Origin of the sequence: Georgenia sp. M64, assembly GCF_038049925.1 — a bacterium.
GTDB lineage: Bacteria > Actinomycetota > Actinomycetes > Actinomycetales > Actinomycetaceae > Georgenia.
The window spans coordinates 2,257,926-2,270,769 of the sequence record NZ_CP145809.1 but is presented as its reverse complement, the minus strand read 5'-3'; the positions used below and the strand labels follow the sequence as shown (position 1 = coordinate 2,270,769).

9 protein-coding genes are annotated in these 12,844 nt (G+C 72.3%); all 9 read left to right on the top strand.

Annotated elements, in window-relative coordinates:
* Positions 1-93 precede the first annotated feature (93 nt).
* The 9 genes from AAEM63_RS10245 (at position 94) to leuS (ending at position 12,783) form a co-directional block, all read left to right on the top strand.
* Positions 94-1,185, top strand: coding sequence for a LacI family DNA-binding transcriptional regulator (locus tag AAEM63_RS10245; protein ID WP_341358171.1), 1,092 nt, complete (start codon positions 94-96; stop codon positions 1,183-1,185).
* 360 nt (positions 1,186-1,545) lie between these two features.
* Positions 1,546-2,973, top strand: a complete 1,428-nt coding sequence (gene uxaC / locus AAEM63_RS10240; protein WP_341358170.1) for a glucuronate isomerase — start codon at positions 1,546-1,548, stop codon at positions 2,971-2,973.
* Positions 2,970-4,352, top strand: coding sequence for a mannitol dehydrogenase family protein (locus tag AAEM63_RS10235; RefSeq protein WP_341358169.1), 1,383 nt, complete (start codon positions 2,970-2,972; stop codon positions 4,350-4,352). Before uxaC ends, AAEM63_RS10235 begins: the two co-directional genes overlap by 4 nt.
* 299 nt (positions 4,353-4,651) lie before the next feature.
* Entirely contained in the window at positions 4,652-5,692 is a 1,041-nt protein-coding gene (locus AAEM63_RS10230; protein ID WP_341358168.1) for a TRAP transporter substrate-binding protein, read from the top strand.
* Positions 5,693-5,732: 40 nt separating this feature from the next.
* Positions 5,733-6,245: a TRAP transporter small permease gene (locus AAEM63_RS10225; protein WP_341358167.1), complete on the top strand. Its 513-nt coding sequence runs from the start codon at positions 5,733-5,735 to the stop codon at positions 6,243-6,245.
* Positions 6,245-7,558 carry a TRAP transporter large permease gene (locus AAEM63_RS10220; RefSeq protein WP_341358166.1) on the top strand — a complete coding sequence of 438 codons (1,314 nt, stop codon included), beginning with the start codon at positions 6,245-6,247 and terminating at the stop codon, positions 7,556-7,558. The genes AAEM63_RS10225 and AAEM63_RS10220 overlap by 1 nt, the downstream gene beginning before the upstream one ends.
* A 205-nt stretch (positions 7,559-7,763) precedes the next feature.
* Positions 7,764-8,252, top strand: coding sequence for a MarR family transcriptional regulator (locus AAEM63_RS10215; protein WP_341358165.1), 489 nt, complete (start codon positions 7,764-7,766; stop codon positions 8,250-8,252).
* Between the two features lie 70 nt (positions 8,253-8,322).
* Positions 8,323-9,699, top strand: coding sequence for a Na+/H+ antiporter NhaA (nhaA, locus tag AAEM63_RS10210; RefSeq protein ID WP_341358164.1), 1,377 nt, complete (start codon positions 8,323-8,325; stop codon positions 9,697-9,699).
* A 171-nt stretch (positions 9,700-9,870) separates the two neighbouring features.
* The gene (gene leuS, locus AAEM63_RS10205; RefSeq protein WP_341358163.1) at positions 9,871-12,783 is read left to right on the top strand and encodes a leucine--tRNA ligase; all 2,913 of its coding nucleotides are present in this window, start codon (positions 9,871-9,873) and stop codon (positions 12,781-12,783) included.
* Positions 12,784-12,844 lie beyond the last annotated feature (61 nt).

Sequence of the window (12,844 nt, the reverse complement as noted above, 5' to 3'; positions counted from 1 at the left end):
CGAGGATCGCCGCGACCGTTCCCACTAGGCTGCGGGAAGAGTCGCAACCGTTTGCCGGATGTTGCACCGGCGCAGGATCGAGGGGGCCCGCGGGTGGAGCAGGACGAGCACGAGGTGCCCGGCGTCGTGCCCATCACCGGACCCGTACCTGCCGACGCCGAGGAGCCCGGCCCGGTCCCCGGTCCGCGCAGGGGTGCGCCGACGATCTACGACGTGGCGAAGGCCGCTGGTGTGGCGCCGTCGACGGTGTCGCGGACGTTCTCGAGGCCAGGGCGGGTGAACTCCGAGACGGCCGACCGGATCCGCAAGGTCGCCGCCGAGCTCGGCTACCGCACCAACCCGATGGCCCGGGCGCTGTCGACGACCCACACCAACCTCATCGCCCTGGTCGTCCCCGACATCACCAACCCCGTCTACTTCGAGATCATCAACGGCGTCCAGGACGAGGCGGCCGAGGCGGGGTACATCGTCGTCCTCGTGGACTCGCGCGAGTCCGACCGGCAGGAGCGCGACGCGCTCGAACGGGCGCTGCCCATCGTCGACGGCATCGTGCTGGGGACGTCGCGCATGTCCGACGCGGCGATCCGGATGATTGCCAAGCAGAAGCCGATGGTCGTCATCAACCGTGCCGTGCGGGAGATCCCGTCGGTCGTCCCGGACAACCCCCGCGGCGTGCGGCGCGCGCTGGAGCACCTCGGCGGGCTCGGGCACACGACCGTCACGTACCTCGCCGGCCCCGAGGCGTCGTGGGCCGACGGGATGCGCTGGCGCGGGCTGCGCGAGGCGTCGCTCGAGCTCAGCGTCCACGTCCGGCGCATCGGCCCTCTCGCCCCCACGGTCGCGGGCGGGGTCGCGGGGGCGAAGGCATGGCTCCAGGCGCCCACCACCGGGGTGATCGCCTACAACGACCTCGTCGCCATCGGGTTCATGCGCGCGGTCCAGGCCCGCGGGGTCCGCGTGCCCGACGACGTCTCCGTCGTGGGCTACGACAACATCTTCGCCGCCGACCTCGTCACGCCCTCGCTGACGACGGTGGCCACCCCGCGCCGCGCCCTCGGCTCGGCCGCGGTGCGCAACCTCGTCGCACAGATGAAGGGTGCGCACCCGCGTGGGGGACCGCCGGTCGTGGTGCCCGTCAAGCTCATGGAGCGGTCGAGCACCGCCGCCGCCTCCGCGCAGCCCTGACGTGCGAGCGCCGCGTTCGGCGCTGACCCGTGCTCGGCGGGCCGGGCACGCGTGCGGCCGCTGAGGGAGGAGTGTGCGGGTGAGCGCGCACCGGGCGGGGTGAGCGAGGACGCCCGTTCCTTCTCGTTCGGCGCGAACATGCGCGCTCGGCGGGCCGGGCCCGCCTGATTCGGGCGAGCGAGGACCTTACGGGTGAGTGAGGACCTCACGGGCGAGCGCGCACCGGGCGGGATGAGCGCGGACGCCCGTTCCTCCTCGTTCGGCGCGTACATGCGCGCTCGCACCGGCGTGGCGGCCCGGATGCCTGGCAACACCCGGCAACACGTTGCCGCACGGTGGGGCCGCCAGGACGATGACAGCATGGCCACCACCACCGACGACGACGTCCTCCACGTCCATCCCGACCGCCTCCTCCCCGCGGACCCCACGCTGCGGCCCCTGGCCCGCGAGCTGTACGAGTCCGTCAAGGACCTGCCGATCATCTCCCCGCACGGGCACGTCCCGCCGCAGTGGCTGGCCGACGACGAGCCCTTCGCGGATCCGACCTCCCTCCTCATCAGCCCCGACCACTACATCAACCGGCTCCTGCACGCCTCCGGCGTCGACCTCGCCGACCTCGGTGCCGGCGGCCGGGAGCTCACCCCCGAGCAGGGTCGTCGGGCCTTCCACCTGCTGTGCGAGCACTGGAAGGTCTACCGCGGCACGCCGATGAAGTTCTGGTTCGAGTCGGTGCTCTCCGACGTGTTCGGCATCGACCTCGTCCCCTCGGCTCGGACGGCCGACGAGATCTACGACCGCATCACCGCCGCCATCGCCACCCCCGAGTTCCGTCCCCGCGCCCTGTACCAGCGCTTCGGCATCGAGTTCCTCGCCACCACGGACGACCCGGCCGACGACCTTCGCCACCACGCCAAGCTCGCCGCCGACGAGAGCTGGACCGGGGTCGTGGCCCCGACCTTCCGGCCCGACAAGTACCTCGAGCCCGCCACGCCCGCGTGGAACACACTGATCGACACCCTGGGCCAGGTCACCGGGGTCGACACCGGGAGCTACCCCGGCTGGGTCGAGGCGATGGAGAACCGCCGCGCGTACTTCAAGGCGCACGGGGCCGTCTCCTCGGACCACTCCCACCGCGACGCCCGCGCCGAGCAGCTCGACGACGGCGAGGCGCAGCGCCTGTACGCCCGGGCCCGCGCGGGCGAGATCACCCCGGCGGAGGGCGACACGCTGCGCCGCCACTTCGTCTTCGAGCAGGCCCGTATGGCCTCCGAGGACGGTCTGGTGATGACCATGCACCCGGGTGTCGTGCGCAACCACCACACGCCGACCCTGGACGCCCACGGTGCCGACGTCGGTGCCGACATCCCGATGGCCGTGGAGTTCTCCCAGGCGCTCAAGCCTGTGCTCTCCGCCTTCGGCACGGCGCCGAACTTCCAGCTGGTGCTCTTCACCATCGACGAGACGGTCTACTCGCGCGAGCTCGCCCCCCTGGCGGGCTTCTACCCCTCGGTCTACGTCGGGGCCCCGTGGTGGTTCATCGACGAGGCCGAGGGCATCAAGCGCTACCGCCGCTCGATCACCGGCTCCGCCGGGTTCAGCCGCACGTCGGGCTTCATCGACGACACCCGCGCCTTCCTCTCGATCCCTGCCCGGCACGACATGAACCGGCGGATCGACTCGGCCTTCCTCGCCGAGCTCGTCGCGGACCACCGGCTCACCATGGCCGAGGCGCTCGACAGCGCCTACGACCTCGTCGTCACCCAGCCCAGGAAGGCGTTCAAGCTGTGAGCACCGAACGACTCAGCCGCCGCCACCACGGCCGGCCCGCGGCGCCGGTGCGGATCGTGCACCTCGGCGTCGGCAACTTCACCCGCGCCCACCAGGCCTGGTACACCGAGCACGCCCCGGACGCGGGGGAGTGGGGGATCGCAGCCTTCACCGGCCGGCGCCCCGACACCGCCGAGGCGCTGGGCCCCCAGGACGGGCTCTACACGCTCATCACCCGCCACGCCGACGGGGACTCCTTCGAGATCATCAGCACGCTCTCCGCCGTCCACCCGGCGACGGACACCGCCGCCTTCCTGGACTACCTGCGCGCCCCGCAGACGGCGATCGTCACCACCACCGTCACCGAGGCGGGCTACATGCGCGGGTCCGACGGCCACCTGGCCGCCGACGACCCGGACGTCTCGTCGGACGTGGCGACGCTGAGGGAAGACCCGGCCGGTGCCGTGCGCACGACCCCGGCCCGGCTCGTGGCCGGGTTCCTCGCCCGCCGCGCGGCGGGGGCCGGCGCGATCACCGTGCTGCCCTGCGACAACCTCCCGGACAACGGCCCCACGTTCCGCGGCGTCGTCGTCGAGCTCGCCGAGCTGGTGGACCCCACCCTCACCGGCTGGATGGACGAGAACGTCTCCTGGGCGACCTCCATGGTCGACCGGATCACGCCGGCGACGACCGACGCCGAGCGCGCCGCCGTGCGCGAGAGCCAGGGCTACGACGACGTCTCCCCGGTGCCCACCGAGCCCTTCAGCGAGTGGGTCGTCTCCGGGGAGTTCCCCGCCGGCCGGCCGGCCTGGGAGAAGGCCGGCGTGAAGGTCGTCGACGACGTGCACCCCTTCGAGCAGCGCAAGCTCTGGATGCTCAACGGCTCGCACTCGCTCATGGCCTACGCCGCGACGATCCTCGGGCACGAGACCGTCGCCGACGCCATCGCCGAGCCCGTCGTCCGGGGCTGGGTCGAGGACTGGTGGGACGTGGCGGGGGAACACCTGAGCGTGCCCGCCGACGACGTCGCCCGGTACCGCGCCGCCCTGCTGGACCGCTACTCCAACCCTCGGGTGCGCCACCTCCTCGCACAGATCGCCGCGGACGGCTCACAGAAGGTCCCCGTCCGGATCCTGCCGGCGCTGCGCCTCGAGCGCGCGGCCGGCCGGCTGCCCGCGGGACCGGTGCGCGCCCTCGCCGCCTGGGTCCTGCACCTGCAGGGGCACGGCGCCCCGGTCAAGGACACCCGCGAGGCGGAGGTCGTCGCGGCCGCGCAGGGCGACGTGGCCGACGCCGTGCGTGCCCTCCTGCGGCTGCTCGGTCCGGACCTGCTGCCCGACGACGAGCTGGTGGCCGCCGTCACCGAGCGGGCCGAGGAGATCCTGGCCGCCCGGTCCTGAACGACCGGCCACGCCGGACGCATCGGAGAGCGCGGGGAAGACCCGTGCCCTCCGGTGCGTCCGCGCGCCCGTCGGGTTGTCGTCTCTTGCCGCGCCCGAGTGGGCCCAAGGCAAGGAGTGGCAACTGATTGCCGCTCGATTCGGCCGTGTGGGTGAATCAGGGCGTCCCCACCTCACCGGGGGTGGCGCCCAGCCAGAGGCCGGCGCCGGACGGCACGGACGCCTCACCACCGCGACATCCCGGCCCCCCGGGCCCGCTTCACACCGAACGCTCATCGCTGAGCAGAAGAGGAACACCCATGATGCGCACGAAGACCCTCACGATGGCCGCCCTGGCCACCGCCACCGCGCTGACCCTCGCCGCCTGCGGTGGTGGCGAGACGACCGGCGACGGCGAGACCGCCGCGGCCGGCGGCAACGGTGGCGGCGCCACCTTGCGCCTGGCCCTGAACCAGACCGAGGAGCACCCCTCCTACATCGCCCTGGACAACTTCGGCCAGCGCCTCGAGGAGGCCACGGAGGGCCGCTACAGCATCGACGTCTACCCCAACGAGACCCTCGGCGCGCAGGCCGAGGCCCTCCAGCTCGTCTCCGACGGCTCGGTCGACATGGCGATCGTCTCGGGCACCCAGCTGGAGAACCTCAACGAGGACTTCCTCGTCTTCAACCTGCCCAAGGTCTTCGACGACGTCGAGCACCAGATGTCGGTCGTGCACGACGAGGAGATCGTCGGCGACCTGTACGCCTCCCTCGAGGAGTCCAACAACGTCACCGTCCTGGGCGGCTTCACCCAGGGCGCCCGCAGCGTCTACACCACCGACGCCCCGGTCGAGACCCCGGCGGACCTGGCCGGGAAGAAGCTGCGCGTGCAGGAGTCCGACCTGCACATCGCGATGGCCGAGGCCATGGGCGCCTCCGCCACCCCGATGGCCTTCGGCGAGCTCTACACCGGCCTGCAGTCCGGTGTCGTTGACGCCGCCGAGAACAACGAGGTCTCGTTCTGGACCCAGAAGCACTACGAGGTCGCCCCGTACTGGTCCTACACCAACCACCTCGTCGGGCTGGACTACCTCATCATCAACACCGACCTCCTCGCCGAGATGTCGGAGGAGGACCGCGAGGTCTTCGACGCCGAGTGGACCGCCGCCCACGAGGAGCACACCGAGCTCTGGGCCACCGCCACCGAGGACGCCATCGCCAACGCCGAGGCCGGCGGCGCGACGTTCACCGAGGTCGACGAGGCCGCCTTCACCGAGGTCCTCGAGCCCCTCGCCGAGGAGTTCATCACCTCCGAGAGCCAGCAGGCCCTCTACGACGCCGCCCGCGCCGCCGCCGAGTGACCCCCCGCGGCCCGTCACCCACTGAAAGGAGGTGCTACCCGTGACCACCCTCAAGAAGGCCCTCGACAAGGTCCTCGCCACGATCTCCGTGACACTCTTCGCCGTGCTGGTCCTCGTCGTGGTCTGGCAGGTCTTCTCCCGCCAGGTCGTCGGCAACCCCAGCACGTGGTCCGAGGAGCTCGCCCGTCAGACGTTCGTCTGGCTCGGCCTGTTCGCCGCCGCGTACGTCTTCGGCGAGCGCGGCCACATCGCGGTCGAGTTCGTCGTCCGGCTCTTCCCCGAGAAGGTGGAGCGGGTCATCGCCATGGCCGTCCAGGTCCTCATCATCATCTTCGCGGTGGTGGTGCTGGTCTGGGGCGGGTGGCGGGCCGCCCAGGGCGCGATGGGGCAGAACCTCAGCGCGCTGCCGTTCACCATCGGTCAGATGTACCTCGCCCTGCCGATCTCGGGGCTGTTCGTCGCGTTCTACGCGATCTACCACCTCCAGGGGATCGCCCGGGGCACCGAGCCGGCCTACGCCGGCCTCGAGGCAGCCGACGAGGAGGCCGTGTGATGGACACCAACACCATCGCGGGACTCATCCTGCTCTTCGGCATCATCCTCGGGATCGTCGCCTCCGTGCCGATCGCCGTCACCGTGGGGCTGTCCTCGCTCGGCGCGGCCGTCGTGCTCCTGGGCACCGACCAGGCGGTGCTCGTCTCCGCCCAGCGGATGTTCACGGGCATCAACTCCTTCCCGCTGCTGGCGATCCCGTTCTTCGTCCTCGCGGGCGTCCTCATGAACAACGGCGGCATCGCCGGGCGGCTCATCGACGCCGCGAAGGTGCTCACCGGGCGCATGCCGGCCTCCCTCGCCCAGACGAACGTCGTGGCGAACGCCATGTTCGGGGCCGTCTCCGGCGCGGCCGTCGCCGCCGCCGCGGCGGTCGGCACCGTCATGACCCCCCGGATGCGCAAGGACGGCTACGAGCGCACCTTCGCCGCCGCCGTCAACGTCGCCTCCGCCCCGGCCGGCATGCTCATCCCGCCGAGCAACACCTTCATCGTGTACTCGCTCGTGTCGTCCACCTCGATCGCGGCGCTGTTCATGGCCGGTGTCGGACCGGGCCTGGTGTGGGCGGGCGCCGTCATGGCGATGGTCTACGTCTACGCCCGTCGCCAGCCCGGCCGGCTGCGCTCGAGCGACCACCCGACGTTCGCCCAGGCGGTCCTCGTGCTGTGGAAGGCCGTCCCGTCGATGCTCATGATCGTCGTCGTCGTCGGCGGCATCCTGGCCGGGTACTTCACGGCCACGGAGTCCGCGGCCATCGCCGTGGTCTACAGCCTCGTCCTCGGGTTCGCCTACCGGGCCCTGCACGTGCGGGACCTGCCGCGCATCCTGCTCGACTCGGCCCGCACGACGGCGATCGTCATGCTCCTCGTGGGCGTCTCCACCGCGCTGTCCTTCGTCATGTCGTTCGCCCGGATCCCCGACATGATCTCCGAGGCCGTCCTCGGGCTGACCAGCAGCCCGACGGTGATCCTCGTCCTCATGATGGTGATCCTCCTCGTCGTCGGCACGTTCATGGACCCGACGCCGGCGATCCTCATCTTCACGCCGATCTTCCTGCCGATCGTCATGGAGTTCGGGATCGACCCGATCCACTTCGGCACGATGATCGTGTTCAACCTCTCCCTCGGGGTGATCACCCCACCGGTGGGCAACGTGCTGTTCGTCGGTGCCCGGGTGGCGGGGCTGCGGATCGAGCCCGTGGTGAGCAGGCTCTGGCCGTTCCTCGTCTCGCTGGTGCTCGGCCTGTTCGTGGTCGTCTTCATCCCGGCCATCTCCATGTGGCTCCCGACCGCCATGGGGCTGACGGCCGGCTAGCCCGGACGAGCCCCGTCAGCTCGCGCGGCCGGCGACCCTCCGACAGGTGGGCCGCCGGCCGCGTTCCTGGCCGTCCGGGGCCGCGCGGGAGGTACCGACGAGCGACGTCGCACCAGGACGTCCTCGACGTCGCCGTCCTCGGCGTCGTGCCGTGCCCACCGCGGGTGTGGGAGCATGCGTCCGCATCGAGACGTGAGGGGGCTCAGTGACCGAGGATCCAGGCACGACGTCGGACTCGCGGCTGGCCGCGGAGGCGTGGGAGTCGCTCTTCCGGGCCCAGTCCACGCTCATGAAGCGCTTCGAGCGGGCCGGGGACTTCGCTCCGCTGCGGGCCCGGGAGTACGACGTGCTCTTCACGCTCAGCCGGGCGGGCGGGTCACGGATGCGGCTGCGGGACCTCAACGAGGAGGTCTTCCTCAGCCAGCCCAGTCTCAGCCGGATGGTCGACCGGCTCGTCGAGCGCGGCCTGCTGGCGCGCGAGCCCGCGCCCGACGACGGCCGCGGCGTGCTGGTCTCGCTCACGGAGGCGGGGGCGCAGATGCAGCGGACCATCGGACGCCGCCACGTGCGCTCGATCGCCTCGCACGTGGGCGGGGCGCTCAGCGCGGAGGAGCTGCGCACCCTCACCGCGCTCACCACCCGGCTCCGGGCCGCCCAGCGGGACGGGCGTGCGGGCGTCCCGCCCCTCACGTAACCTGAACGGCGGTGTGCCGGGAAGTCTGGTCGGCGACTCTCTCGCCGACCCACCAGGAAGGGACCCACCCGTGCCCGGAGTCCAGCACCACGTCCCCACGCTCCACCCGCACGACCGCCGCGGCCTGAGGGCGCGTCTTCAGGACGAGCGCTTCGGCGGTGCGCTCCTCCTCCTCGGCGCGGTGGTCGCGCTCGTGTGGGCGAACTCCCCGTGGCGCGAGAGCTACCACGCCCTCACCGGGACGGTCGTCGGACCGGCGGCGCTGCACCTCGACCTCTCCCTCGGCTCGTGGGCGGCCGACGGCCTGCTCGCGATCTTCTTCTTCGTCGTCGGCCTGGAGCTCAAGACCGAGTTCGTGACCGGGTCGCTGCGCAAGTTCTCCCAGGCCCTGCTGCCCATGCTCGCGGCGGTGCTGGGCATGGCCGTGCCCGCGCTCATCTACGCCGGCGTCCAGGCCTTCACCGACTCCGGCGGCGGACGCGGCTGGGCCATCCCCACCGCCACCGACATCGCCTTCGCGCTCGCACTGCTCGGCATCTTCGGCCGGGGCCTGCCGCCCGCGGTGCGGGTCTTCCTCATGACGCTGGCCGTCGTCGACGACCTCCTCGCCATCACCGTCATCGCGGTGTTCTACACCGAGGAGATCCACTTCCTGCCCCTCGCCGGGGCCCTGGCGGCCATCGCCGTGTTCGCCGTCCTCGTCCAGCGCCGGGTGCACGCCTGGTGGGTGCTCGTGCCGGTGGCGCTCGTCGCCTGGGTGCTCATGCACGAGGCCGGCGTGCACGCCACCGTCGCCGGCGTCCTCCTGGGCATGAGCGTGCCCGCCCGCACCCGCGGCGGCGAGCGCGAGTCGATGACCCACGCCTTCGTGGACCGGGTCCAGCCGTGGTCGGCCGGTCTCGTCCTCCCGCTGTTCGCGTTCTTCGCCGCCGGGGTGTCGGTCGTCGACTCGGGCGGTCTCGGCGAGGTCCTCGGCGACCCCATCTCCATCGGCGTCATGGCCGGCCTCGTCCTCGGCAAGCCCTTGGGCATCTGGGGCGGGGTGGCCCTGCTCGTCCGGACGACCCGGCTCCGCCTGGGCAACGGCGTGGACCTGCCCGACCTCGCCGGGGTGAGCATGCTCGCCGGGATCGGTTTCACGGTCTCCCTCCTCATCGCCGAGCTCTCGTTCGGGGCGACCACCGAGGGCGACCACGCCAAGTTCGCGGTCATCCTCGCGTCGGTGATCTCCGCGGTGGCCGGAGCGGTCGTGCTGCGCATCCGCGCCCGGGTCCGCATCCGCGGCCGGGCCGCCGAGGAGCCCGAGCACGCCGAGCTGCACCACGGCTCCGCCGGCAGCGACCGGCTCGAGCACCCCGCCCGCCCCGCCGAGCACCCCGAGCGCCGCGACGGCCGCCGCCGAGGAGCCTCCCGGCCCACCACCCGGGGCACCGGCCGGCGTCCCTGAGCCGCGCCCGCGGGGCCTCCGCCGGGCTGCGATAGCCTGGGCCCATGACGACCGTGGTGCTCCTGACGCGGCCGCGCTGACCCCGGCGGCGCCCAGGCGCCGCCTCAGCGCGGCTGACCTCCCGTGACCGGGAGGTCTTGTCATGTCAGGAGCCACGAAGGACGAGGGACGATGAGCCAGCACGACGACGCACCCGGGGCGCAGACCCCCCACCGCTACACCGCCGCCCTGGCGGGGACGATCGAGGAGCGGTGGCAGGACCGCTGGGACGAGCTCGGCACCTTCCACGCCGACAACCCCACCGGCGACCTCGCCGGCGACGCGGCCGGGGAGAAGTTCTACCTCCTCGACATGTTCCCCTACCCATCGGGCAAGGGCCTGCACGTGGGCCACCCGCTGGGCTACATCGCCACGGACGTCGTGGGGCGCTACCACCGCATGAAGGGCAAGAACGTCCTGCACACCCTCGGCTACGACGCGTTCGGCCTGCCGGCCGAGCAGTTCGCCGTGCAGACCGGTCAGCACCCCCGCGTGACCACCGAGGAGAACATCGTCAACATGCGCCGCCAGCTGCGGCGCCTGGGCCTGGGCCACGACCAGCGCCGCACGTTCGCCACCACGGACCCCGACTACGTGCGCTGGACGCAGTGGATCTTCCTGCAGATCTACGGCTCCTTCTACGACGCCGACGCCCCCCGGGCCGACGGCGGGACCGGGCGGGCCCGGCCGGTCGCCGAGCTCGAGGCGGAGCTGGCCGCTGGCACCCGGCCCACCCCGGACGGTCGCCCCTGGGACGAGATCTCCCCGGGTGAGCGGGCCGACGTGGTCGACTCCTTCCGCCTGGCCTACATCACCGAGGCACCGGTGAACTGGTGCCCCGGGCTGGGCACCGTCCTGGCCAACGAGGAGGTCACGGCCGACGGCCGCTCCGAGCGCGGCAACTACCCGGTGTTCAAGCGCAGCCTGCGCCAGTGGAACATGCGGATCACCGCCTACGCGGACCGCCTCGTCGACGACCTCGACACGATCGACTGGCCGGAGAAGGTCCGTTCGATGCAGCGGAACTGGATCGGCCGATCCACGGGCGCGCACGTCGACTTCGCCGTGCCCGGCACCGACGAGCCGCTGACCGTGTTCACCACCCGGCCGGACACGCTCTTCGGCGCCACCTTCATGGTGGTCTCGCCCGAGCACCCGCTGCTCCACGACGGCGCCGTGCCGGCCGCGTGGCCGGCGGGCACCAAGGACGTCTGGACCGGCGGCGCCGCCGACCCGCGGACGGCGGTGCAGGCGTACCAGGAGGCCGCCGCCGCGAAGACCGACGTCGAGCGCCAGGACCCCGAGCGCCCCAAGACCGGCGTGTTCACGGGCATCCTCGCCACGAACCCCGTCAACGGCGCCGAGGTGCCGCTGTTCGTCGCCGACTACGTCCTCATGGGCTACGGCACCGGCGCGATCATGGCCGTCCCCGGCGGCGACGAGCGCGACTTCGCCTTCGCCCAGGCGTACGAGCTGCCCGTGATCCACACCGTCGCCCCGCCCGAGGGCTTCGAGGGCGGCGCCTACTCCGGCGACGGCACGGTCGTGAACTCCTCGGGCGGGTCCCTCAGCCTCGACGGGCTGGACGTGGCGACCGCCAAGGACAGGACCATCGCCTGGCTCGAGGAGAACGGCGTGGGGCGTGGCGCCACGACGTACCGGCTGCGGGACTGGCTGTTCTCCCGGCAGCGCTACTGGGGCGAGCCCTTCCCCGTGGTCTACGACGACGAGGGCCGCGCGCACGCCCTGCCCGAGTCGATGCTGCCCGTGGACCTGCCCGAGGTGCCGGACTACTCCCCGCGCACCTTCGAGCCCGACGACGCGCTGTCCTCGCCCGAGCCCCCGCTGGGCCGCGCCACCGACTGGGTGCGCGTCGAGCTCGACCTGGGCGACGGCCCGCGCACCTACACCCGCGACACCAACACCATGCCCAACTGGGCGGGGTCGTGCTGGTACGAGCTGCGCTACCTCGACCCGCGCAACGACCAGGCCCTGGTCGACCCCGAGATCGAGCGGTACTGGATGGGCCCGCGACCGGCGACGACCGCCGCCGACGGCACCGCCGTGGCCGCCAACGTCTCCGGCGGTGCGGACCTGTACGTCGGCGGGGTCGAGCACGCCGTCCTCCACCTGCTCTACGCCCGGTTCTGGCACAAGGTCCTGTTCGACCTCGGCCACGTCTCGAGCTCGGAGCCGTTCCACAGGCTGTTCAACCAGGGCTACATCCAGGCCTACGCCTACGCCGACGCCCGGGGGCAGTACGTGCCGGCCGACGAGGTCGAGGAGTCCGCAGACGCGGACGGCGAGCCGACCTTCACCTGGCAGGGCCAGGAGGTCTTCCGCGAGTACGGGAAGATGGGCAAGTCCCTCAAGAACATCGTCACCCCCGACGACATGTATGCCACGTACGGCGCGGACACCTTCCGCGTCTACGAGATGTCCATGGGCCCGCTGGCGGACTCCCGGCCGTGGGACACCCGCGCCGTCGTCGGGTCGCAGCGGTTCCTCCAGCGGCTGTGGCGCAACGTCGTCGACGAGGTCACCGGCGAGACGACCGTCGTCGACACCGGTGCCGACGAGGCCACCCGGCGTCTCGTCGCGCGCACGGTCGCCGAGGTCGAGACCGAGATGTCCGCGATGCGCGTCAACACCGCCATCGCGCGCATGATCGTGCTCAACAACCACCTCACTGGCCTGGCGCAGGTGCCCCGCGAGGCGATCGAGCCGCTGGTCCTCATGGTCGCCCCGGTGGCGCCGCACATCGCCGAGGAGCTGTGGTCCCGCCTCGGTCACACGACCTCCCTGGCCCGTGAGCCCTTCCCGACGGCGGATCCCGCCCTGCTGGTGGAGGAGACGACCACGTGCGTCGTGCAGGTGGCGGGCAAGGTCCGCGACCGGCTCGAGGTGCCCGTCTCCATCGGGGAGGACGACCTGCGGGAGCTGGCGCTGGCGAGCCCGGCGGTGACCCGGGCGCTGGGCGGCAAGGACATCCGCACGGTCGTCGTGCGCGCGCCCCGGCTCGTCAACGTGGTGCCCGCCAGCTGACCCCGCCCGGCTCCCCGGCGGTGCCGGACCCGGGCCGCGACGTGGACACTCCCGCGCGGGC

What these genes read in the sequence shown, in the direction of transcription:
- uxaC (WP_341358170.1), top strand. Translation starts at nt 1,546, where the DNA reads ATGGCCACCACCACCGACGACGACGTCCTCCACGTCCATCCCGACCGC.
- AAEM63_RS10230 (WP_341358168.1), top strand. Translation starts at nt 4,652, where the DNA reads ATGATGCGCACGAAGACCCTCACGATGGCCGCCCTGGCCACCGCCACC.
- AAEM63_RS10220 (WP_341358166.1), top strand. Translation starts at nt 6,245, where the DNA reads ATGGACACCAACACCATCGCGGGACTCATCCTGCTCTTCGGCATCATC.
- leuS (WP_341358163.1), top strand. Translation starts at nt 9,871, where the DNA reads ATGAGCCAGCACGACGACGCACCCGGGGCGCAGACCCCCCACCGCTAC.